General features: G+C 66.2%; 21 protein-coding genes. 8 read left to right on the top strand and 13 right to left on the bottom strand.

Features of this window, described 5'->3' with window-relative positions:
* Positions 1 to 111 precede the first annotated feature (111 nt).
* Complete coding sequence (locus ABNX08_RS33725; RefSeq protein WP_022537531.1) at positions 112 to 927, top strand: DUF2092 domain-containing protein; 816 nt, start codon at positions 112 to 114, stop codon at positions 925 to 927.
* 12 nt (positions 928 to 939) lie between these two features.
* The gene (locus tag ABNX08_RS33720) at positions 940 to 1,449 is read left to right on the top strand and encodes a hypothetical protein (RefSeq protein ID WP_022537530.1); all 510 of its coding nucleotides are present in this window, start codon (positions 940 to 942) and stop codon (positions 1,447 to 1,449) included.
* A gap of 136 nt (positions 1,450 to 1,585) precedes the next feature.
* Here ABNX08_RS33720 and ABNX08_RS33715 read toward each other — a convergent pair whose 3' ends face one another.
* From ABNX08_RS33715 to ABNX08_RS33700, 4 genes are all read right to left on the bottom strand, one after another.
* Positions 1,586 to 2,425, bottom strand: coding sequence for an intradiol ring-cleavage dioxygenase (locus ABNX08_RS33715; RefSeq protein ID WP_022537529.1), 840 nt, complete (start codon positions 2,423 to 2,425; stop codon positions 1,586 to 1,588).
* A gap of 48 nt (positions 2,426 to 2,473) precedes the next feature.
* Positions 2,474 to 3,064: a malonic semialdehyde reductase gene (locus ABNX08_RS33710; RefSeq protein ID WP_022537528.1), complete on the bottom strand. Its 591-nt coding sequence runs from the start codon at positions 3,062 to 3,064 to the stop codon at positions 2,474 to 2,476.
* A gap of 77 nt (positions 3,065 to 3,141) precedes the next feature.
* Positions 3,142 to 4,695 carry a 4-hydroxyphenylacetate 3-hydroxylase family protein gene (locus ABNX08_RS33705; protein WP_022537527.1) on the bottom strand — a complete coding sequence of 518 codons (1,554 nt, stop codon included), beginning with the start codon at positions 4,693 to 4,695 and terminating at the stop codon, positions 3,142 to 3,144.
* Positions 4,696 to 4,780: 85 nt separating this feature from the next.
* On the bottom strand, positions 4,781 to 5,338 hold the full coding sequence (locus tag ABNX08_RS33700) for a flavin reductase (protein WP_022537526.1): 558 nt from the start codon (positions 5,336 to 5,338) through the stop codon (positions 4,781 to 4,783).
* 138 nt (positions 5,339 to 5,476) lie between these two features.
* Between ABNX08_RS33700 and ABNX08_RS33695 the strand changes: the two genes are divergently transcribed.
* Positions 5,477 to 6,427 (top strand): LysR family transcriptional regulator, encoded by a 951-nt coding sequence (locus tag ABNX08_RS33695; protein ID WP_022537525.1) that lies wholly within the window; start codon positions 5,477 to 5,479, stop codon positions 6,425 to 6,427.
* A gap of 109 nt (positions 6,428 to 6,536) precedes the next feature.
* Positions 6,537 to 7,373 (top strand): FAD synthetase family protein, encoded by an 837-nt coding sequence (locus ABNX08_RS33690; protein ID WP_022537524.1) that lies wholly within the window; start codon positions 6,537 to 6,539, stop codon positions 7,371 to 7,373.
* Positions 7,374 to 7,393: 20 nt separating this feature from the next.
* On the opposite strand, the gene ABNX08_RS33685 is transcribed toward ABNX08_RS33690, so the two are convergent.
* Entirely contained in the window at positions 7,394 to 8,134 is a 741-nt protein-coding gene (locus tag ABNX08_RS33685; RefSeq protein WP_022537523.1) for an SDR family oxidoreductase, read from the bottom strand.
* 111 nt (positions 8,135 to 8,245) lie between these two features.
* Here ABNX08_RS33685 and ABNX08_RS33680 point away from each other — a divergent pair, with 111 nt between their 5' ends.
* Positions 8,246 to 9,169: a LysR family transcriptional regulator gene (locus ABNX08_RS33680; protein WP_022537522.1), complete on the top strand. Its 924-nt coding sequence runs from the start codon at positions 8,246 to 8,248 to the stop codon at positions 9,167 to 9,169.
* A 7-nt stretch (positions 9,170 to 9,176) separates the two neighbouring features.
* Here the strand turns inward: ABNX08_RS33680 and ABNX08_RS33675 are convergent, their stop codons facing one another.
* From ABNX08_RS33675 to ABNX08_RS33650, 6 genes are all read right to left on the bottom strand, one after another.
* A complete protein-coding gene (locus ABNX08_RS33675; RefSeq protein WP_022537521.1) occupies positions 9,177 to 9,653 on the bottom strand; it encodes a MarR family winged helix-turn-helix transcriptional regulator in 477 nt (158 codons plus the stop codon).
* A complete protein-coding gene (locus tag ABNX08_RS33670; RefSeq protein WP_022537520.1) occupies positions 9,650 to 11,173 on the bottom strand; it encodes an MFS transporter in 1,524 nt (507 codons plus the stop codon). Before ABNX08_RS33670 ends, ABNX08_RS33675 begins: the two co-directional genes overlap by 4 nt.
* Positions 11,174 to 11,200: 27 nt before the next feature.
* Entirely contained in the window at positions 11,201 to 12,379 is a 1,179-nt protein-coding gene (locus ABNX08_RS33665; protein WP_022537519.1) for an efflux RND transporter periplasmic adaptor subunit, read from the bottom strand.
* Positions 12,376 to 13,881, bottom strand: coding sequence for an efflux transporter outer membrane subunit (locus tag ABNX08_RS33660; RefSeq protein ID WP_051369937.1), 1,506 nt, complete (start codon positions 13,879 to 13,881; stop codon positions 12,376 to 12,378). Before ABNX08_RS33660 ends, ABNX08_RS33665 begins: the two co-directional genes overlap by 4 nt.
* Positions 13,882 to 13,954: 73 nt before the next feature.
* Entirely contained in the window at positions 13,955 to 14,410 is a 456-nt protein-coding gene (locus ABNX08_RS33655; RefSeq protein WP_349607054.1) for a MarR family transcriptional regulator, read from the bottom strand.
* Between the two features lie 91 nt (positions 14,411 to 14,501).
* Positions 14,502 to 15,026, bottom strand: coding sequence for an Lrp/AsnC family transcriptional regulator (locus ABNX08_RS33650; RefSeq protein ID WP_022537516.1), 525 nt, complete (start codon positions 15,024 to 15,026; stop codon positions 14,502 to 14,504).
* 157 nt (positions 15,027 to 15,183) lie between these two features.
* On the opposite strand from ABNX08_RS33650, the gene mdeB reads away from it, so the two are divergent.
* The 3 genes from mdeB to ABNX08_RS33635 all read left to right on the top strand — a co-directional run bounded on the left by mdeB (position 15,184) and on the right by ABNX08_RS33635 (position 19,236).
* Positions 15,184 to 17,907, top strand: a complete 2,724-nt coding sequence (gene mdeB, locus ABNX08_RS33645) for an alpha-ketoglutarate dehydrogenase (RefSeq protein WP_022537515.1) — start codon at positions 15,184 to 15,186, stop codon at positions 17,905 to 17,907.
* Positions 17,908 to 18,175: 268 nt separating this feature from the next.
* Positions 18,176 to 18,613 (top strand): GNAT family N-acetyltransferase, encoded by a 438-nt coding sequence (locus ABNX08_RS33640; RefSeq protein ID WP_041681908.1) that lies wholly within the window; start codon positions 18,176 to 18,178, stop codon positions 18,611 to 18,613.
* A complete protein-coding gene (locus ABNX08_RS33635; RefSeq protein ID WP_022537513.1) occupies positions 18,610 to 19,236 on the top strand; it encodes an FMN-dependent NADH-azoreductase in 627 nt (208 codons plus the stop codon). The genes ABNX08_RS33640 and ABNX08_RS33635 overlap by 4 nt, the downstream gene beginning before the upstream one ends.
* Before the next feature lie 69 nt (positions 19,237 to 19,305).
* Here the strand turns inward: ABNX08_RS33635 and wrbA are convergent, their stop codons facing one another.
* Both wrbA and ABNX08_RS33625 read right to left on the bottom strand, forming a co-directional pair.
* Positions 19,306 to 19,932, bottom strand: coding sequence for an NAD(P)H:quinone oxidoreductase (gene wrbA, locus ABNX08_RS33630; protein WP_022537512.1), 627 nt, complete (start codon positions 19,930 to 19,932; stop codon positions 19,306 to 19,308).
* 36 nt (positions 19,933 to 19,968) lie between these two features.
* Positions 19,969 to 20,919, bottom strand: a complete 951-nt coding sequence (locus ABNX08_RS33625) for a ring-cleaving dioxygenase (protein WP_022537511.1) — start codon at positions 20,917 to 20,919, stop codon at positions 19,969 to 19,971.
* Positions 20,920 to 20,952: the final 33 nt, after the last annotated feature.

Raw genomic sequence — 20,952 nt, 5'->3', positions numbered from 1 at the left:
CATTTGCGGGCGTCGCCATTGCTGGCATGAGGGCACGGCCGCGCAAGTCCGGCGTCATGGCAACGGCACCCGTCCTGCGCTGGTAAGGATTCTCCTCTATTGGAGTTCACCATGGCACGCATACCGGTTCTGAGCTTGCTAGTCATCGCGCTGGCGGCTTGCAGCACGCCTTCCAAGACCTCCAGCACGCCGCCAAGCCCGCCTGCGGCTTCGGCCGCCCCAACGCCTGCTGCGCCCACCAAGGCGCCGGTTGATGCGAAGGCAGTCGACCCGGCCGCCGTGCAGGCGCTGAACGACATGGGTAAATACCTCCAGTCGCTCAAGCAGTTCGAAGTCTTCATCGACCTTTCCGGGGAGCGGGTGCTGATGGATGGCCAGAAGCTGCAGCACGCGGCGACGGCCGATCTCGATGTCCGGCGGCCGGACAGGTTGCGCGCCCAGATGCGCAGCGCGCGTTCGCAGCGCGACCTGATCTATGACGGCAAGAAGGTGACCCTTTCCATGCCCGTGCAGAAGTACTACTCGCAGGCGGACTTCACCGACAACCTCGGCGTGCTCGTCCAGCGCCTGAGGGAGCGGTTCGGCGTCGAGATTCCTTCGGCCGACCTGTTCCTGTGGGGCACGCCCGCCGCCCCGCTCGACGACCTGGAATCGGCGATGATTGCCGGCCAGGACATCGTCGGCGGCGAGCTGTGCGACCACTATGCCTTCCGCCAGGGCCAGCTCGACTGGCAGATCTGGATCGCCACCGGCAGCCGGCCGCTGCCGCGCAAGCTCGTCATCACCAATCGGTCCGACGAGGCCAGGCCGCAATCGGTCACGCTTTACAAGTGGAACCTGAATCCGAGGTTCGGCGATTCCGTGTTCGCGTTCAAGCCACCCAAGGATGCCAGGCAGGCAGAGTTTGTTCCCCTGAAGGCCCGGTAAAGGAGCATCGCCATGACCTACACATTTGGTAAGCCGTTTGCGGTGTGCATGGCCGCGCTTGTCCTGGTGGCATCGGGCTGGACGCCGACCGCGGAAGCTGCTCGGGGCGAGGGCCGCGCCGCCGGCGCGCATGCCGGTGGACAAGGCCGCGCCGCCGCGGCCGGCGGCGCACGCGAGGTAAACAACCAGCGTGCCGATGTACGTACCAACAACGTCCGCAACTCGAGCGTCAACAATGTCAATGCCAGCCGCAACGTCAATGTCAATACCAACCGGAACGTCAACGTAAATGTCGATAGCCATGGCTGCTGCGGCTGGGACAACGATTACCACCCGGTGGCGACAGCCGCAGCGGTCACCGCCACGGTCGCGGTCACGTCGGCGGTGGTGGGCTCCTTCGTTCGCTCCGTTCCGCCGAGCTGCGTTCCTGTCAACTACGGTGGCATGGTTTACCAGCAATGCGGCAGTACCTGGTACCTGCCGCAGGGGTCGCAGTATGTTGTGGTCAACCCGCCATACTGACGAAAGGAGACTGCAATGGTGGCCGCCCTACGCACCTCTAGCGGCGCACAGGGCGGTCGTCCAGTGCATACCCGGCGCCAGTGATGCCCGACTCACTTCCGCCCCAAGCTTCGCGGCTTTCGAACTGGTCCCTCCCCTAATCTGAACACGCCGCGCGGTTCAGCACGAAGTCGAAGTCGAGCCGCCAGCTGCCATCGCCCTGCCGCACCCACTCGCCCACCAGCGATTCGCGCACGCCGAACACAGCGTCGGAATCAAGATACTGGTCGCCCTTGCGGAAGACATGGGTGACCAGCGTCTCGTAGCCCGGCGCCTGGATCATGAAATGCAGGTGCGCGGGCCGCCACGGGTGGCGGCCGGTGGCACGCAGCAAGTCACCCACCGGGCCGTCATCCGGAATCGGGTACGCCTGTGCCAGCACCGTGCGGAAGCGGAACCTGCCGTTCGCATCGCTATGCAGCACGCCACGCCCCTGAGCCTGGTCCAGGCCGGCGTACTGCACGTCGTAGCGGCCGTCGGCATCGGCCTGCCAGACGTCGATGGTCGCGCCCGGCACCGGCTCACCGGCGAGGTCGCGGATGGTGCAGGACACCTCGCACGGTTCTCCTTTGGCGCCGTTGGCGAGATCGGCGCCATCCTCGTAGTGCGGTGCGCCTTCCACGTGGAACGGGCCGAACACCGTGGCTTCGGTGCAGCCGGCCGGCTTGCGGTTGTTCATGCAGACCGTCAGCATCGACAGGCCGAGCACGTCGCTGAGCAGGATGAATTCCTGCCGCTTGTCATCGCACTTGTGGCCGGTGGCGGTCAGGAAGCGGATGCCCTGCAACCACTCCGCTTCCGTCAGCCTCACGTCACGGGCAAAGTCGTGCAGGTGCCGCACCAGGCTGGCGACGATCTCCCTGACGCGTGGATCGGGCGTGTCGGCCAGGCGTGCCAGCACCGCCTGGGTGATGGTGTCCTCGTCGAGATTGCGCATGCTTGTCTCCGTTGGATTGTGGGGAAGCCGGGGTCGGATCGTTTGGGCCTACGCCAGCGTGCAGGCCTGCTCGAACGCCAGGCGCGGGCTGCGCGGAAACACCCGGCCGGGATCGCCATGGCCCAGTCCACAGATAAAGTTCGACCGGATCGTCGTTCCCGCAAAGAAAGCCGCGTCCACCGCGGCATTGTTGAACCCCGACATCGGTCCGCAATCCAGCCCGACCGCGCGCGCGGCCATGATCAGGTAGGCGCCCTGCAGCGTGCCGTTGCGGAACGCCGTGGTCTCGGCGAAAGCGGCCTTCTCCGGGCCTTCGAACCAGGACTTGACCGCAGGGTTGTGCGGGAACAGCTCAGGCAGGCGGTCGTAGAAGCGGGTGTCATAGCCGACGATGGCCACCACCGGCGCGTTCATCACCTTGTCGACGTTGGCCGGCGCCACGGCGCCCGCGAGCTTTTGCTTGGCTTCCATGCTGCGGACGAAGACGATGCGCGCGGGCGAGCAGTTGACCGAGGTCGGGCCGAACTTCATCTGGTCATAGATCTCGCGCAGCCTGGCGTCGGGAACGTCGCGGTCGAGCCAGCCGTTCTGGCTGCGTGCCTCGCCGAACAGGGTAGCAAGGGAAATGGTGGCAGTCATGATGGTTTCCTTCTCTTGTGGATGCGAAAAAACGCGGGCGGGCCGGGCGGAGCCCCCTCCCCCGTCCGCCGCGCGGGTCAAATCGCCATGGCGCCCGCCAGCGCGACTTCTTCCTGGTGCCGTGCGGCGTCGAGCGCCTTGGCGTAGTCGGCGGTCTTGCGGTATTCGGTGTCGTCGGTCACCGCCGAATCGATGCCGCACACCTGCCGCGCCAGCTTGCCGTACGGCCCGGAGCCCGAGAACTCGGCGCGCTGCATGGTCAGCATGCGGATGCCCTGCAGCGGCGTGCCGTTGAAGTTCTCGAACACGAACAGGCGGCTGCCCCAGTCGGTGAGGAACAGGTCGCGGATCACGCGGCCGATCTTCACGCGGTCATGCGGGCGGCCCACCGGGCCGTTGTTCATGCGCTCGAACCAGCCATTGAGCTTGTCGTCGTTCCACTGGTCCTCGCTGGCAAAGATCAGCGCACTGCGGCCGGACAGGTCCACCAGCTCGTAGATCATCTGCGAGAAATTCTCGAGGTAGAGCGCACGGCCGAAGTCGTAGATCAGGATGTTGGGCTTGTAGTGGCCGCCGGGCGTATGGAAGCCCAGTTCCTCGCTGGCGATCAGGTGTGCCAGCATGGCCTGGTGGAAACCGATCAGCTTGGCCACACGGGTCTGCACCGCCGGGATCTTGTTGGTGCCGATATGCTCGGTGATCAGCACCGCCAGGCCGGCCACCAGCTCGGCCCGCACCATCTGCCGGATCAGCGCGTGGTAGTGCAGCCAGTCGAACACGCGCTGCGGGTACAGCTTGGCATGGTTGGGATTGCCGATATGGAAGACGTGCGACCACGGGATGAAGACGTTCTCGAATACGGTCATGCCGTCGAGTTCGTCGCCCTGCGCGGCAAGCGGGTGCTCGACCTTGTCATCCTTGACCAGGCTCTCGCGGCAGACGATGGTGACGCCCGGCGTGTTGACCGGTGTCGCGGCAAAGATGACCTGGTCGCCGGGAATACCGGGGCGGAAGAACACGCCGATGTGGATCCAGTCGGCAAAGGCCACGCCGGTGCCGATGGCCTTCACGCCGTTCACCACGATGCCCTTTTCGTTCTTTTCCACCACGCGCAGGCCGGGCGAGCGCTCCTGCGCGTCCGGGTTGGAACGGTCCATCTGCGGGTCCACGAACTGCGGGGCGCAGTTCAGGTCATGCTCCCGGGCGTAGCGGATGAAGTCGACGATCTTGCCGGCCTTGATATGCCCGTCGTCGCCGATCGACTGCGTTTCCCACGGCGCGGGGTCGTCGATGTAGGTGGTCAGCACATAGTTGTTGACGTCCGGCGTGCGGGGGAACGACGCGCCCGCCATCTCGCGCATGACAGTCTCGTGGTACTTGCGCTTGCGGCGCAGCTGCTCCTTGTCGCGGTGGCCGAACCACTGCATGGCCCGGCGCTGGCCACCCTCGTCGATATAGGTCATCACGTCCTGCAGGTCCGGGCGATGGTGCAGGTCGTAGAAGTCGGCGTGGCGCTGCGCGTAGTCGCGTGTCTTGGGGTGGGTGGCAACGTTGTCGATCTTCTCGTTGCCGACCCAGACATTGCGGCCGTCGTTCAGGGATTCCAGGTACTGCGTGCCGGTACGAATCATGGCGGTGTCTCCTTGGCAAAGGCTCTGCTGCGCGGGCCGTGCGGACTCGCGTGGTTGGGGGTTCAGGGGAAGCGGCGCGCGGCGCCTAAGCAGCAACCGGTGTGGTAGTCGCGTAGCTGCGCTGGCAATAGACCAAAGGGGGAACGCTGTCCGTCTCGTCGTGCGCGGCCGACACGACCCGGGCCAGGAAGATGCTGTGGCTGCCCACTTCGAAGGCCTCGCTGATGCGGCAGTCCAGCGTCAGCGCGGCATCGCTGCTGCACGGTGCACCGGTGCGCTGGCGATGCCAGGTGCCGGTGGCAAAGCGCTCGGGCATGGGCAGCCCGCCGGCGCCGGCGAAAACCTGTGACAGCCCGGACTGTCCCGCGTGCAGCCAGTTGACGCTGAGCACCCCGTTGGCCTTGATGACCGCATTGGCGTAGCTGTTGCGATTGATGCAGACCAGCACTGTCGGCGGGTTGTCGCAGACCGAACAGACCGCCGAGCAGGTCACGCCCGCCTCGCCTGCCTGGCCGTTGGTGGCAATCACCGTCACCGGCGTTGCGGCGCGCGACAGCGCCTCCCTGAACCGCTGCGCACTGATGCCATCGGGAACTTCTCTGTCCTGGCTGCCCGACGGCGCCGCGAAGGGAAATCCGTTCATGTCGTCCTCCTTTGGTGATGACTTCTCGCATCCGGATCCAGGTTTCGCCACCGGCGCGATGCGCGCTTGTTGTATTCATGGCTGCGCGTTCCACGTAGACTAGTTGCAACGCCGGACTTCTACTATTGAGACGACGTCATGGACACTATTCCTCAGCGGCATGAAGACGATCTGGGCCTGCATCACCTGCAGGTGCTCGACGTGCTGCTCGCCGAGCGCAGCCTGACCAGGGCCGCACGCGTGCTCAACATCACGCAGCCGGCGCTGAGCAAGACGCTGGCAAAGCTGCGCACGTACTTTGGCGATCCGCTGTTCGTGCGCGTGGCCTTGCGCATGGAACCCACGCCCAAGGCGCTGGCGCTGGCCGAGCCGGTGCGCGGCATCCTGGAACGCATGCGCGCGCTGCGTTCCGACCACGTGGCCTTCGATCCAGCCACGTCATCACGCACCTTCAGCTTCTTCATCATCGATGCCGGCGGGGCGCAGATGCTGCCGCCGCTCATCAACCGCCTGGCCAACGGCGCGCCCGGCGTGCATGTGCAGGCCGTCAATTGCGACGCACAGCACATCGACCTGTGGCTGGAGTCCGGGCTGGTCGACCTGGCCATCGGCTCGTTCCCCGGCCTGACGCAGGGCGTGCGGCGCCAGCCGCTGTGGCGCGAGCGCTATGTCGCCGTGACGCGCCGCGGCCACCCGCGCCTGGGCGCGCGCCCGGACCTTGCCGCGTTCATCGCGGAACAACACGTGCTGGTGACGGCGGCCGGGACCGGGCACGAGCACCTGTCGGTGGAACGCGCCGTCGAGGCCGCCGTGCCGCGCGAGAAGATCGTCTGTCGCGTGCCCATGTTCACGACCGCCGCGCTGATCGCGTGTCGCTCCGACGCCGTGGTGCTGTTGCCGATGACGCTGGGGCGGATGCTGGCGGACGAGATGGGACTGCAACTGGTCACGCCGCCGCTGGACTTGCCCGAGATCGAGGTTGCGATGTACTGGCACGACCGCGTGCATCGCGAGAGTGGCAACCAGTGGATACGCGGGGTACTGCGCGAGTTGTTCCAGCAGCACGCGTCGGCCGTGGCCGAGGCATAGGGGGAAGCCCTCACCATCGCGCTGGTTATGGTGGCTATGCCGGCGCGCCCGCTGGCAGCCCGGGCCGGTGCCGCCTAGCATGGCTCTCATGTTTCATCGGGAGCCTCCCATGCAGCTACTCTCCGAAGCAGAAGCCTTCGCGCCCTCCGGCGCCGTGGTATCGATCGGCATGTTCGATGGCGTGCATCGCGGACACCGCGCCGTGCTGGCGCAGTTGCGCGCCCGCGGCGATGCGCTGGGGCTGCCTGCCGTGGTGGTCACCTTCGATCCGCACCCGCGTGCCGTGGTCACGCCGCACCGCGCGCCGCCGCTGCTCGGCAGCGTCGGGCAGCGCCTGGCACTGCTGGCCGCGAGCGGTGCCGTGGATGCCTGCCTGGTGATCCGCTTTGACCGTGCGCGCAGCACGCAGCCCGTGGACGCATTCGTCGAACAGACCCTGCTGGGCGGGCTCGGCATGCGGGCCCTGGTGGTGGGAGAGAATTTTGCGTGCGGGCACCAGCGCAAGGGGGACGTGGCTTACCTGGTGCAAGCCGGGCTGCGCCACGGCTTTACGGTCAACCCGGTGGCACTGCGGCAGGCAGCCGAAGCCGGCAGCGATGCACCGTGCTCCTCGACCTACGCCCGGCAGCTGGTATCGGCCGGCGACGTGGAGCTTGCCGGCGCCGTGCTGGGGCATCCGCACGAACTGGCCGGCACCGTCATGGCCGGGCCGGCAGCTCATGCGCTGGCAGTGAGGCTGCCGCAGGGGATCTGCACGCCCGCCCCGGACGATTACGACGGCGCGGTGGCGCAAGCGGGTGATGGGAGATGGATGCCGGCCATGCTGCAGGTCCGCGCGGGCGTGTGCGGCGTGACGCTGCACACGCGCGACGCGGCCAGGCTACCGGAAGGCAGCCGGATCCTGCTGCGCTTTACCGCGAGGCGGCTACGCGCGGCGGCCGCGTGAGGCCGCCATCGCACCAAAAGTCAGGCGCTGAACCCGCCATCGATCATCAGGCTGGCGCCCGTCACAAATCCGGCTTCCGGGCCCGCGACATAAGCCACCATGCCCGCGATCTCGTCCGGCGTCGCGTGGCGTCGCAGCGCCATCAGGTCATGCAGCGCGGCGCCGAATTCGCCGGCTTCCGGATTCATGTCGGTGTTGGTCGGACCCGGCTGGATGTTGTTGACGGTGATGCCGCGCGGACCCAGGTCGCGTGCCATGCCTTGCACCAGGCCCAGCAGCGCGGACTTGCTCATGGCATACGCGCTGCCGCCGGGGAACGGCATGCGGTCGGCATTGGTGCTGCCGATATTGATGATGCGGCCGCCCTGCCCCATGTGCGGCAGTGCAGCTTTCGCGGCGACGAAGACGGCGCGCACGTTGACGGCGAGCGTCTTGTCGAAGTCCTCCAGCGAGAAGCTCTCGACCGGGCCGAGCAGCAGCACGCCGGCGTTGTTGACCAGGATGTCGAGCTTGCCGAACTGGTGTGCGACGTCGTTGATCGCACCGGTGAGCGCTCCGGGGTCGGCGGCGTCGGCCTGGATGGCGAGCGCGCGGCCGCCGGCCGCCTCCACTTCAGCCACCAGCGTATTGGCCGCGGCCGCCGATTGCTGGTAAGTGAAGGCGACTGCCGCGCCCTCGCGCGCCAGGCGGCGGACGATCGCCGCGCCGATGCCGCGGGCGCCACCGGTGACAAAAGCGGTTTTTCCGGAGAGGGTGGTCATGAAGTGCTCCTGAACATGAGAAGTTGGTGAGACCAGTATGGTTGGCGCATTGCATCGCCGGTAGTCACTAGTCGGCATCAACTTTTTCAACCGCTGGTATAAGCTGGTGGCATGGAAGCGCTCAATCTCCTCGAATCGTTCGTCCGGAGTGCCGAAGCCGGCAGTTTCTCGGCCGCCGCACGCCAGCTTGGGTTGACGCCTGCCGCGATCAGCAAGAACGTGGCGCGCCTGGAATCGCACCTTGGCCTGCGGCTGTTCCAGCGCAGCACGCGCCAGCTGACGCTGACCGCAAGCGGCGAACAGTTTCTCCGGCAGGTATCCGATCCGTTCTCGACCCTGCGCGACGCCTTTGCCAGTGCCTCGCAAGACGCCGGCAAACCCGCGGGGGTGCTGAAAGTCAGCATGGCGCTCGCCTTCGGCAGGGAATACCTGGTACCGCTGCTGGGAGAATTCCTGGAACGCTATCCCGCGATCGTGCCGGACTGGCACTTCGAGAACCGGCCCGTGGACCTGATCCAGGACGGCTTCGACGCCGCGATCGGCGGCGGGATCGAGTTGACCGACGGCGTGGTCGCGCGCGAGCTGGCGCCTACACACATCGTGGTGACGGCATCGCCCGCGTACATGAAAGGCAGGCCGTTGCCGAAGCATCCGCGCGATCTTGCCGTGCTGGACGGGATCGTGCGGCGCTCAGGTTCGACCGGCCGGCTGCGCGCGTGGACGCTGCGCAACCAGGTCGGCGAAGAGGCGCCAGCCGAGCACCGCACGCGGATGGTCTTCGACGACCCGGAAGCGATGGCGCATGCGGCCATTCTCGGCCTGGGCGTTGCGCTGCTGCCGACCCCGCATGCCGCCAGGTGGCTGGAGAGCGGTGCGCTGATGCGGCTGCTGCCGGCCTGGTATGCCGACAACGGCCCGGTCTCGCTGTACTACCCCAACAAGAAACTGCTGCCCCCGAAGACGCGGGTGTTCATCGATTTCGTTGTCGACGCTTTCCGCCACGGGAGGCTGGCAACGCGCTTCGACGCGCGCTGAGCCTGCACTAGCTCGCCAGCGGCCGCCTGGCGGGCCCTGACAGCGCCGCAACGGCCTTGTCCATCAGATGCAGCAACATGCGCAATTCCGGCCCCGCCATGCCGCCATCGAGCGCGTCGGCCATCTGCCTGCGCAGTTGGGCATCGACCTTGCCGCACAGGGCCTCTCCCGAGGGGCTGATGCACAAACTGACGCTGCGCCGGTCTCCTGGCACCTTCAGCGCCACGATCAGTTCGCGCTCGCGCAGCAGGTACACCGCGCGCGACAGCGCGCCAGCGTCATGGTCGATGGCGGCGGCGATTTCGGTGAGGGTGCTGCCGTCGGCGCCGCGCAGATGGCACAGGATCAGCCACTGCGACACGGTCAGGTCCGCGTCGCGCAACACCGGAATGGCACCATGCTGGGTGGCGCGCCGCAGGCGGCTGGTCGCTACCAGGACCGCGGACAGTGCCACCGCATCCGACGGCTGCGGGTCGCGGCTCATCGGATCACCTTCTGGACCAGGCTCACCGCGACCGCCAGCACCGCCACCACCGCCAGCGCGCGAAAATGGTCGAGGTTAGCCAGCAGCGCGGACTGCTGCGCCAGCACCTGAGCGATCTGCGCGGTGGCCAGTTCCGCGGCGCGGACGGGATCCATCGCGTTCGAGAACGCCGCCGTGAAGCGCGCGTGGGTCTCCTGGTACTGCGGATTGGCAGGATTGATCGCGCCGTGCAGCGTGCTGTAGTGCCACGTCGTCAACCACTGCTGCCCGACCGTGGCAAGCGTCACGCCCAGCGCCTGGCCCATCTGCCCCAGCATGTTCTTGGTCTGCTGCGCGTGCGAGAACACCGACTCGTCGTGCATGACGCCGTTGAAGGTCTGCATGGCCGTGACCGGCATCAGCATCATGATGAAGACCCCATAGAGCGCGAGCGCGGGCAGGATATGGCCCCACAGGTCGGGCGCGGGCGTGGTCCGGCTCATCAGCCAGGCGGAGGCCGCCAGCGCCAGGAAGCCCGCGACAAAGTACTTGCGCGGGCTGGGCCAGCGCGGCAGCAGGCGCGTCATTGTCAGCCAGGTCGCGACGCCGGCGCCAAGCCCGAGCGCATAGAACTGTCCGGCGGTGGACCACGAGTGCCCCAACGAGCGCTGCAGCATGATCGGCAGCAGGTAGCCGTTCGCGCCCAGCGTCACATAGCAGAAGGTAAAGAGCGCCAGGCCGCTCAGGTAGCGCGGCTCGACCAGGCTGCGCAGCTTGAGCAGCGGACGTGTGCTTCTGGATTCCGTCCAGATAAAGGCAAGCAGCGCGGTGGCGCCCGCAACCGCGCCGATCACCAGCCACAGCTGGTCGGCGTAGAAGTCGTAATAGGAACGCTGCAGCACGAACAGGAGCAGGAAGCTGCCGACCGCCAGCGCCGCAAGCCGAACCGGATGGGCGTCCGAGCGTTGCGCCGGCGCCAGCGTGGCCGTGGGCAGGACGCGGGTGGCCGGAAGCAACGCCAGCACGGCAGCGGCCACCAGCCAAAAGATCAGGGGCCACCGGTCTGCCGTGACGATGACGGAGGCCAGCCAGGGCCCGATCGCCGTACCGCAGCAAATGCCCGTGGCCAGCGCCTTGATGCCGAGGAACCTGCCCGGACTCGGAGGGATCAGGTTCACCGCCAGCCGCGACGAGGTCAGCATGCCCGCGCAGCCGAGCGCCATCACCATGCGGCCGACCAGGAAGCCCGGATAGCTCTCGGCCGTGGCACACAGGATCGCACCGATCGCAGCCGCGCCAAGCGCGGCCTGGACATAGCGGCGCCATCCCACGCGCTCCACCATCCAGCGCTGCAGCGCAATCACCACCACGGCCACGCTGGCGTATGCCGCCGCGACGGTGCTGTACTCCTCGGGGCTGGCGCCGATCTCGCCCATGATGGGAGCGGTGGCGAAGGCCACCATGCCGTTCTGCAGGAAGTCGATCGAGGTCAGCGCACCGATCGTCAGCAGCAGCAGGCCTTGGGGTTTAGCGGGTTTCATGCCGGCGTCTCCGTTGTGTTGCGGTGCCTACAGGTTCTCTTGGACAATGCGGCGCACCAGTTCGTCGGCGCGCGCCAGCTCGTCGGCGAACACCGTGGTGCGGTAGTTCTGGCCCGACGCATCGACGGCGACCAGCCGCTTGCCGTCGCGCGAACGCGTATCCACCGAAACCTTCATCGACAGGCCGATCTGCAACGGGTGGGCCGCGACTTCCGCGGGAGTGAGCGCGATACGCACCGGCACGCGCTGCACCACCTTGATCCAGTTGCCGGTGGCGTTCTGCGCCGGCAGCAATGCAAAGGCACTGCCGGTGCCGGCGTCCTGCCCGATGACACGGCCGTGGAACACCACGCCGTCGCCGTACAGGTCGGTGGTCAGCGTGACCGGCTGGCCCAGGCGGATATCGCGCAGTTGCGATTCCTTCAGGTTGGCCGTGACCCACAGGTGGTCCAGCGGCACCACCGACATCATCGGCACCCCGGCGCTGACACGCTGCCCGACTTGCACCGAACGCTTGGTGACCACGCCGCCGACCGGCGCGGGAATGTGCGTGCGCGACAGCGCGATGCTGGCATTGCGCACCTGGGCGGCCGCCGCCTGCACGTCGGGGTGGGAGTCCACCGAGGTGCGCTCGACCAGTGCCTGGTTGCGCTTGAGCTGCTCGCTCGCCATGGCCAGCGACGCCTTCGCGGTGCGCACGGTCTGCGTGGCGTGGACCAGCTCCTCGCCCGAGATCGCGCCGCTTGCGGCCAGCGCCGAGCGGCGCGCCAGATCTTCCTGGGCCCGCGCCAGGTCGACCGAGCGCAGTTCCACGTTGGCGCGGTCCTGGCCGGCGGCGGCAAACTGGCCACGCACCTGGCGCACCGTGCGCGCAAGCTGGGCCTGCGCCGCGGCGAGAGCGAGCTGTGCATCGACGCCGTTCAGTTCGACCAGCGTCTTTCCGGACTCGATCAGGTCGGTGTTGTCGGCAAGAATCGCAGTCACCACGCCGCCTACCTGCGGCGTCACCTGCACCACATTGCCCTCGACATACGCATCTTCCGTCGACACCTGGTGGCGCCCGTATTGCACCCAGTAGCCCGCCGCCGCGGCAAGGGCCACCGCGAGCGAGGCCGCGGCGACGATGCGCCGGCGGCGCGACGGGCGGGCATCGCCCTGCTCCGCCGGTGTCTTGTTCGTGGGATTGGGTTGGCTTGCGGGATTCATGATGCGCTCCGTGTCGCGGGGGTTTTGGCCGTGCCCGTGTCGTTGGCGGGCGCGGCAGCCGTTTCGTATCCGCCGCCGAGGGCGCGGATCAGTTCCAGGTGCAGCGTGCGTTCCTGGGTTTCGAGATCGATCAGCAATTGCTTCTGCTGCAGGACCTGGCCTTCGGCCGACAGCACCTGCAGGTAGTTGCCGACGCCGCTGCGATAGCGCGACACGGCCATGTCGTAGGCCTCCTGCGTCAGCTGCAGCGCCTGGTGCTGTTCGCCGGCGCGCTCGGCCAGCCAGCGCAGCGACACCAGCTGGCTGACCACGTCGTGCAGCGCGGTGACCAGCGTGGCGTTGTATTGCTCCGCGGCGGCGTCGTACTCCGCCTGCCGCGCGCCGAGGTTGGAGCGCAGCCGGCCCCCATCGAAGATGGGCAGCGAGATCGCCGGGCCGATGCCGAAGGTGCGGCTGCCCGCCGTCAGCAGGTCCGACAGGCTCAGGCTTTGCAGGCCGGCAAACGCGGTCAGGCTGATGTTGGGATAGAACTGGGCCCTGGCCGCCTTGATGTCATGGCTGGCGGCTTCCACGCGCCAGCGCTGCGCGACCACGTCCGGCCGGCGGCCGATCAGCTCGGCCGGCAGCGAAGCCGGGACTGCTACCGCGTAGTCATTGCGAAGCTGCGGGCGGCGGATATCGGCGCCGGCGTCCGGGCCCTTGCCGACCAGGGCGGCGAGCTGGTTCTGGGTCAGCGCAATGATCTCGTTGATCGCGGCAAGCCGCTCGCGCGTGGCCGGCAGCGCCGCTTCGGCCTGCTTCATGTCGAGCCGCGAGTCGAGTTGCGCGGCCACGCGCTGGCGTGTCAGGTCCAGCGTGTTCTGGCGCTGGCGATAGGTTTGTTCGGTCAGCGTGCGCTGCGCATAGGCGGCGTCGAGCTTCAGGTAGGTCCGCACCACGGACGTGGTCAGGATCAGTTCCGCCGCGTGGTAGTCGACTTCCGCGGCGCGGGCGCGGTCGAGCGCGGCGTCGAAGGTCGCCTGGTTCTTGCCCCAGAAGTCCAGTTCGTAGCCGAGGCCAAGCTGCACGTCGCTGGCCCATTTCCAGCTGCCTGCCAGCGGCCGCGGCGCGACACTGTTCTCGCTGAAGCGCTGGCGCGTGCTCCGGGCGTTCAGGTTGACTTGCGGAGACAGCGCGGCTTCGGCACCGCCCGCCAGCGCATCCGCCTGGCGCACTCGCGCCGCGGCGACGCGCAGCGTCGGCTCTCCGGCCAGCGCCGCCTCGACCAGTGCATCCAGCTGCGGGTCGCCAAAGCCCTGCCACCATGCACGCTCCGGCCATGCCGCCGGCGACACCGGGGTAGCGCCCAGCGATGCGGTCGCGGCGAGGCGGTTGGCATCATCGACCGTGGCTTGCGTCTCCAGCCCCGTCATGCTGGCGCAGCTCGCCAGGAGCACGGCTGCACCCAGCACGCCGAGGCGCCGCAAGGCCGGGACGGTTCGCGCCTTTCGTGGAATAGTCATCGCCTTTCTCCGCATCTCTTTGCCCAGGCTTAATATGCCTAGGCAGATAAATATTCAAAAAAAGCCGGCCGGATCAGCCCTCGGCCGCATTTGCCAGGATGCGCTTGAGCATCCCGCGCAGCGCCTCGGCATCGTTTTCGCTGAAGCCGGCAAGCAGGCGGCGAATCGCCACCTCGGTACCCAGCCGCGCCTGAGGGAACACCGCTTTGCCTTGCTCGGTCAGTTCCACGATGTGGCTGCGCCGGTCGGCCGGGTTCTCCACGCGGCGGATGATGCCCTTGGCCTCGATGCGGTCCAGCAGCCGCGTCATGGCGCCCGAATCGTAGCCGAGCAGCCGGCAGAATTCGCTGAGCGTGCGGCCCTTGCCCGACATGATGCTGTTCAGCACCACGAACTGAGCCGCTGTGATCTGCAACGGTTCCAGCTCGCGCTCGACGCCGGCAAGCAAATGGTTGCGCACCTCTGTGACGAGAAAGCCAAGTTCGCCAGTACTCAGTTCTGCAATCACTGATCGTTTCTTTGCGTCCATGGCCAAGCCTCCAGATTCGGTTGGCTGGAATATAGCTGCCTGAGCAGAGTTTGGCAAGGCAGGATTTAGAACCGCGCTTCAGGTGCCGTATCTACCGCCACGCGTCCTCCTCGCTATCCACGCTCAACGTCAAGCCGCCCGGCGGCAACGGCAGCGCCGTGCGGTATCTCACCTGCTTCAGCGCAAAGCTCGAGCGGATATTGGAGACCCCAGGGATCTTGGTGAGCTGCTCCAGGATGAAGCGCTCCAGGCTCTGCATGCTTGGCACCACCACGCGCAGCAGGTAGTCGGCGTCGCCCGTCATCAGGTAGCACTCCATCACCTCGGGACGCTTGTCGATCGCCTCTTCGAAGCGACGCAAGGCATCTTCCACCTGCTTCTCCAGGCTGACCTGGATAAACACATTGATGCGCAGCCCCAGCGGCTCCGGATTCAGCAGCGTGACCTGTTGTTTGATCAGCCCCGCTTTCTCGAGGGCCTTGACCCGGTTGAAACAGGGTGTCGGCGACAGGTTCACGGCGCGCGCGAGCTCGGCGTTGGTGATGCGGGCGTTCTGCTGAAGCTGGTTGAGGATCGCAATGTCGGTACGGTCCAGCTTTTGTGCATTTTCGAGCATATGTAACTATTCCTCTAAATGACATCTTCCAGGAGAATTTATACTGCCTCCACCGGTTTCCACAAGATAAAACAGACACACATTCCGCAGCTCCAGGCGTAGCCTTTGTTGACAACAGGATCTATCCCTTCCCCGCAATTCGGACCGGAGTCGTGCCATGACGGATGTGTCAAACGGTATGCAATCGATGCTCGCCCTGCCCTCTGCCAACGAGGACAGCGATCCACAGGAAACGCGCGAGTGGCTGGACGCGCTGGAGGGCGTCGTCGCGCACGCAGGCAACGCGCGCGCGCAGTTCCTGCTCCAGCGCCTGGCCGCCCATGCATCGACCAGGGGCCTCGCGGCCGCGCGCATCACTTCGACCCCGTATGTGAATACCATCCCCGTCGAAGCACAGCCGCCCTATCCGGGCGACCTGGAGACCGAGGCACGCCTGGGCGCCGCCCTGCGCTGGAATGCGCTGGCCATGGTGGTGCGCGCCAACCGCGCCTATGGAGAACTGGGCGGGCATATCGCCAGCTATGCCTCCGCTGCGGACTTGTTCGAGGTGGGGTTCAACCATTTCTTCCGCGCAGCCGATGCCGGACAAGGTGGCGACCTCGTCTACTTCCAGCCTCACTCGGCACCAGGCGTGTATGCGCGCGCCTATCTCGAAGGGTTCCTCAGCGAGTCGCATCTTGAACACTACCGCCGGGAAATCGCCGGGCCGGGCCTGTGTTCGTATCCCCACCCGTGGCTGATGCCCGATTTCTGGCAGTTCCCGACGGGGTCGATGGGCATCGGGCCGATCAACTCGATCTACCAGGCGCGCTTCATGCGCTACCTGCAGAATCGCGGGTTGCTGCCGGCATCAGAGCGCAAGGTCTGGGGGTTCTTTGGCGACGGCGAGATGGACGAGCCGGAGTCGATCGGCGCGCTGTCCCTCGCCGCCCGTGAGCAGTTGGACAACCTGGTGTTCGTCATCAACTGCAACCTGCAGCGGCTCGACGGGCCTGTGCGCGGCAACGGGCGCATCGTCGACGAACTCGAAGCCCTGTTCGCCGGCGCGGGATGGAATGTGATCAAGGTCTTGTGGGGTTCAGACTGGGACGAACTGTTCGCTCGCGATCGTTCCGGGGCCCTGCTGCGCGCCTTCGCCCAGACGGTCGACGGCCAGTTCCAGACCTTCTCGGCAAACGACGGGGCGTACAACCGCGAACACTTCTTCCAGCAAAACCCGGAGCTTGCCGCGCTGGCCGCGCACCTGAGCCATGACGATATCGATCGCCTGCGCCGCGGCGGCCACGACCTGCGCAAGCTCCATGCCGCCTATGCCAGGGCCATGGACCACCACGGCCAGCCGACCGTGATCCTTGCCAAGACGATGAAGGGCTTCGGCATGGGCGCGGCCGGCCAGGGCCGCATGACTACCCACCAGCAGAAGAAGCTCGATCTCGATGACCTGAAGGCGTTCCGCGACCGCTTCCAGCTGCCGCTGTCGGACGAGGACGTCGCGGAAGTGCGGTTCTACAAGCCGGCGCCGGACAGCCCGGAAATGCGCTATCTCCATGCGCGCCGCGCCGCGCTGGGCGGCTACCTGCCGCGACGCCGCCAGACCGCGACCGAGGGGCTCGCCGTGCCGGCACTGGACAACTGGGCGCGCTTCGCGCTGGACGCAGGCGGCAAGGAGATGTCGACGACAATGGCGGTCGTCCGCATGCTCGGCAGCCTGCTGAAGGATGCCGCGCTCGGCCCGCGCATCGTGCCGGTGGTGGCCGACGAGGCCCGCACCTTCGGCATGGCCAACCTGTTCCGGCAGGTCGGCATCTATTCCCCGCTCGGCCAGCGCTATGAGCCCGAGGACCTGGGCTCGATGCTCTACTACCGCGAATCCACCGGCGGGCAGATCCTGGAAGAAGGCATCTCCGAAGCCGGCGCGATCTCGTCATGGATCGCTGCCGCCACCGCCTACAGCGTGCACGACCTGCCGATGCTGCCGTTCTACATCTACTACTCGATGTTCGGCTTCCAGCGCATCGGCGACCTGATCTGGGCGGCCGCGGACCAGCGCGCCCGCGGCTTCCTGATCGGCGCCACTTCCGGCAAGACCACGCTGGGCGGCGAAGGCCTGCAACACCAGGACGGCACCAGCCACCTTGCCGCATCGACCATTCCGAACTGCCGCGCCTGGGACCCCGCATTTGCCTACGAGGTCGCGGTGATCGTGGAGCATGGCATGCGCGAGATGGGCGAACAGCAGCGCGATGTCTTCTACTATGTCACGGTCGGCAACGAGAACTATGCGCAACCGTCGATGCCGACGGGACCGGACTGCCACGGCGGGTCAGCGGAAGCATTGCGCGATGGCATGCTGAAAGGCATGTACTCGCTGACGCCGGAGAACCAGGCCGCGAGCCAGGTCAGCCTGCTGGGATCGGGCGCGATCCTGCCAGAGGTCATCGCCGCCGCGCGAATCCTTGCAGAAGATTGGGGCGTGGTGGCGCAGGTGTGGAGCGTCACCAGCTTTACCGAATTGCAGCGCGAGGCCATCGAGGTGGAACGGACGAACCGGCTGAGCGACCAACACGCCGGATCGTATGTGGAGACGACTCTGGCAAAGTCGAACGGCCCGGTGATTGCTGCCACGGACTATGTCAGGGCGGTGCCCGAACTGATTCGCGCCTATGTGCCTGGCCGCTATGTGACGCTCGGCACGGATGGATTCGGGCGCAGCGACACCAGACAGGCGCTGCGCGAGTTCTTCGAGGTGGATCGGTTCTCCGTCGTGGTCGCCGCTTTGCGGGCGCTGGTGGATGACGGCAAGCTGCCGATCGAAGTGGTCAGGTCCGCGCGCGAACGCTACGGGAAATCGGTGGCCCAGCCTGCGGCATGGAAGGCGTGAGCGCAGCTGCAGCCGACGCCGGTCGTCCTCGTCGACGCCACTGTCCGGGCGACGCAAAAAGGCGGTGGCGCCAGCACTGCCAACGGCTTCGGGGCCGACTACGGCACGCCTGCCTGTTCAATCCACGTGCGGGAAAGCGCATAAATCTGCTCGCGGATCGAGCAGGCGCCCAAATCATGGCCTAGTCAAAAACTAGAAACATGCACCTGTTGACCGTGTCATCGGTCAGCTACATTGAAGCCTGCACAAACCAGCATTGATCGGCACCATGGCAAACAACCTGATTCTCAGACATGCGGAGACGGAGGCGGACATCCGTGCCTGTTTCCCTGTCATGCGGCAACTGCGTCCCCAACTGCAAACCCCGGAAGACCTCCTGGCCAATGTCACGCTGCAGGGCGAGCAAGGATATCGGCTGCTCGCGGTCTGGGACGATGGCAAACCTGTTGCGCTGGCCGGATATCGCCGTCTCGACAACATGATCCACGGGCGCTTCCTGTACGTCGACGATCTGGTCACCGACGCCGAAGGCCGGGGCCAGCGCCACGGCGAACGTCTGCTGCAAGCGCTCGGCGAGCTTGGACGCGCCGAAGGCTGCCAGCAACTTGTCCTGGATACCGCGCTCGCGAACGCGCTGGCCCAGCGTTTCTATTTCCGTTCAGGCCTGCTCGCCCGGGGCCTGCACTTCAGCATGGATCTGCAATGATCCCCCTCAACCTGCTGCTGCTCGATTGCAGCCCGCGCCGTGACTATTCCACGAGCCGGCACCTGACCGAGCAACTGCTGCCTGCGTTGTCCGCGCATTTCGGGCGCGAGATCCATGTCAGGAGACGCAACCTTGGTACCGAGCCGCTACCGGCCATCACCGCTGAATACGCGGAGGCGCTGCTGCTGTCCGCCGCCGAGGCAAAGGAACGCCATGGCGCAGCGCTTGCCGTGTCGGACGCGTTGATCCGGGAGCTCGAACAGGCCGATCTGCTCTGGATTTCCACTCCGGTGCACAACTTCACGGTGCCGGCCGTCCTCAAGCACTGGATCGATCTCGTGGTTCGACGCGAGGTGACCTTCACCAACACGCCCACAGGAAAAGTTGGATTGTTGCGTGATCGCCCGACCTTCGTGGCGGTAACATCCGGCGGCGCCATGTTCCGCGATCCGCCGGTCCAGCCCGATTTCTTTCGCCCGTACCTGACGGCAGTGCTTGGCATCATCGGACTCAAGGACGTCCGGTTTACGCACGCGACGGGTCTGGCCTCTGCGGAAGTGCCTCGATCCGTCATCGAGGCCCTGGCCACGCAATCGTTGCGCAGCGGCGCGCTGACTGCTTGACGTGCATGTCGAGGCAGGACGCGCATCCTGCCAGGCGGCCGGCGACCGCCGGCCCCTGGCACATCCGCGTCAGGCAGGTACGGCTTCCCGTTCGGGATGCAAGGCCAGCGCAACGGACGTCACCCGGCGGCCCTGGAATCGCGCCACGGCAAGGTGGTCTTCATCCGGCTTGTCGGCGTCGCGGTTCGAGACGTGCGTGGCGCCGTATGGCGTGCCGGCCTTGAACATCACCGCATCGGCATAGCCGAGCGGCACGATGATCAGCCCGAGATGCGCCATCGGGGTATAGATGGAAAGCAGCGTCGACTCATTGCCCCCGTGCAGGGAGGACGTCGATCCGAATACGGAGCCGACCTTGCCGTTCAGCTTGCCCTGGAACCAGAGGCCGCCGAGACCATCGATATAAGCCTTCAGCTCCGTGGAAATCGAGCCGAACCGTGTCGGCGTACCGAACACGATGGCATCCGCCCATTCGGCGTCCGCCTCCGTCGGCGCTTCGTAGCGCGCGTTCATTGCGTTGGCGTTCTCCAGCCAGCCCGGCGCCTGGCGCATGACCTCCGGGCCCACCACCTCCCGTGCGCGCCGCAGGCGCACTTCCGCACCAAGCTCCATGGCGCCTTCGGCAACGGCTTTGGCCAACAACTCCGTCGAGCGATTACGGGAGTAGAAGGCAACCAGAATTTTAGGTTTTGACATTGTGTGTGACTTTCGTTTTCAGGTTGTGTCGGGGGCTTACACGGCGATCGGCTCAAGCCGGCCGAGCAACTCGTCCTTGCGGCTTTTCAGCCAGGGCGGCACCTGGAACTCCTCGCCAAAGTGTCCGGGCTCCTCATCGATCGCGAAGCCGATGTCGGTCGTTGTCGCTTCGAACATCACACCGCCTGGCATCTTGAAGTACATGGAGCGGAAGTAGTTCCGATGGACCGACTCGGACGTATCGATATGGCCCATTGCCATGAACCGCTCCTTCAGGATCATCTGCTGGTCCATATTGTCGACGGCAAAGGCCACGTGATGGACGGTACCCTCGCCATAGATGGACGAGCCCTGGTGACGCTCGGGCTCATGCAGAAACTCAACCACCATGCCCGGGCCACCCGTGCTGGTCTCGAAACGATGGTATGGACCGGCGTCACCGACATGGCGAAAATCGAGTGCATCGGTCATGAAGATGATCGATTCGGCGACCTCGCGCAGCGACAGCGTGACGCTGTGCACGCCGCGAATCGCCACCCCATCGGGAATATCGTCTGCCGCACAGGCGGGCCGCGCATCCTGATCCGTTTCCACGAGGTCGAATTCAATGCCGCAGGGGTGGAAGAACCGCTGCCGCCTTTCGCCAAAGCGCTCGGTCACGTCCTGGGCATACGACACCCCATGCGCACGGAACCGGTCTCGCCAGAAATCCAGCGAGTCACGCGGTACCGAGTAGTTGATGACGCGAACCTGTCCGGATCCGGGCCTGGCCTTCACGCCCTTTTGCCTGAAGGGAAACGAGGTCACCAGGGTACCGGGATCGCCATTGGCGTTGCCGTAGTAGAGGTGGTAGATCGGGTCTTCGCCATCGAGCAGCACGGTCTTCTTCACCAGGCTCTGTCCGAGCAGCTTGACATAGAAATCCACGTCTTCCTGCGCGCCGCTGACACCGGCCGTCAGGTGATGAAATCCTTTGATAATCGACATTTAAATCTCCCGCTCAAGGTTGAGGGATGTGAA

The organism is Cupriavidus sp. DF5525, from assembly GCF_040149425.2.
In the GTDB taxonomy this organism is placed as follows: domain Bacteria; phylum Pseudomonadota; class Gammaproteobacteria; order Burkholderiales; family Burkholderiaceae; genus Cupriavidus; species Cupriavidus pickettii_A.
This window is presented reverse-complemented; position numbering and strand designations above follow the sequence as displayed.

Bases quoted from the DNA above. Each gene is read 5' to 3' on its own strand.
- ABNX08_RS33725 (WP_022537531.1), top strand. From the start codon at position 112: ATGGCACGCATACCGGTTCTGAGCTTGCTAGTCATCGCGCTGGCGGCT.
- ABNX08_RS33720 (WP_022537530.1), top strand. From the start codon at position 940: ATGACCTACACATTTGGTAAGCCGTTTGCGGTGTGCATGGCCGCGCTT.
- ABNX08_RS33715 (WP_022537529.1), bottom strand. From the start codon at position 2,425: ATGCGCAATCTCGACGAGGACACCATCACCCAGGCGGTGCTGGCACGC.
- ABNX08_RS33710 (WP_022537528.1), bottom strand. From the start codon at position 3,064: ATGACTGCCACCATTTCCCTTGCTACCCTGTTCGGCGAGGCACGCAGC.
- ABNX08_RS33705 (WP_022537527.1), bottom strand. From the start codon at position 4,695: ATGATTCGTACCGGCACGCAGTACCTGGAATCCCTGAACGACGGCCGC.
- ABNX08_RS33700 (WP_022537526.1), bottom strand. From the start codon at position 5,338: ATGAACGGATTTCCCTTCGCGGCGCCGTCGGGCAGCCAGGACAGAGAA.
- ABNX08_RS33695 (WP_022537525.1), top strand. From the start codon at position 5,477: ATGGACACTATTCCTCAGCGGCATGAAGACGATCTGGGCCTGCATCAC.
- ABNX08_RS33690 (WP_022537524.1), top strand. From the start codon at position 6,537: ATGCAGCTACTCTCCGAAGCAGAAGCCTTCGCGCCCTCCGGCGCCGTG.
- ABNX08_RS33685 (WP_022537523.1), bottom strand. From the start codon at position 8,134: ATGACCACCCTCTCCGGAAAAACCGCTTTTGTCACCGGTGGCGCCCGC.
- ABNX08_RS33680 (WP_022537522.1), top strand. From the start codon at position 8,246: ATGGAAGCGCTCAATCTCCTCGAATCGTTCGTCCGGAGTGCCGAAGCC.
- ABNX08_RS33675 (WP_022537521.1), bottom strand. From the start codon at position 9,653: ATGAGCCGCGACCCGCAGCCGTCGGATGCGGTGGCACTGTCCGCGGTC.
- ABNX08_RS33670 (WP_022537520.1), bottom strand. From the start codon at position 11,173: ATGAAACCCGCTAAACCCCAAGGCCTGCTGCTGCTGACGATCGGTGCG.
- ABNX08_RS33665 (WP_022537519.1), bottom strand. From the start codon at position 12,379: ATGAATCCCGCAAGCCAACCCAATCCCACGAACAAGACACCGGCGGAG.
- ABNX08_RS33660 (WP_051369937.1), bottom strand. From the start codon at position 13,881: ATGACTATTCCACGAAAGGCGCGAACCGTCCCGGCCTTGCGGCGCCTC.
- ABNX08_RS33655 (WP_349607054.1), bottom strand. From the start codon at position 14,410: ATGGACGCAAAGAAACGATCAGTGATTGCAGAACTGAGTACTGGCGAA.
- ABNX08_RS33650 (WP_022537516.1), bottom strand. From the start codon at position 15,026: ATGCTCGAAAATGCACAAAAGCTGGACCGTACCGACATTGCGATCCTC.
- mdeB (WP_022537515.1), top strand. From the start codon at position 15,184: ATGACGGATGTGTCAAACGGTATGCAATCGATGCTCGCCCTGCCCTCT.
- ABNX08_RS33640 (WP_041681908.1), top strand. From the start codon at position 18,176: ATGGCAAACAACCTGATTCTCAGACATGCGGAGACGGAGGCGGACATC.
- ABNX08_RS33635 (WP_022537513.1), top strand. From the start codon at position 18,610: ATGATCCCCCTCAACCTGCTGCTGCTCGATTGCAGCCCGCGCCGTGAC.
- wrbA (WP_022537512.1), bottom strand. From the start codon at position 19,932: ATGTCAAAACCTAAAATTCTGGTTGCCTTCTACTCCCGTAATCGCTCG.
- ABNX08_RS33625 (WP_022537511.1), bottom strand. From the start codon at position 20,919: ATGTCGATTATCAAAGGATTTCATCACCTGACGGCCGGTGTCAGCGGC.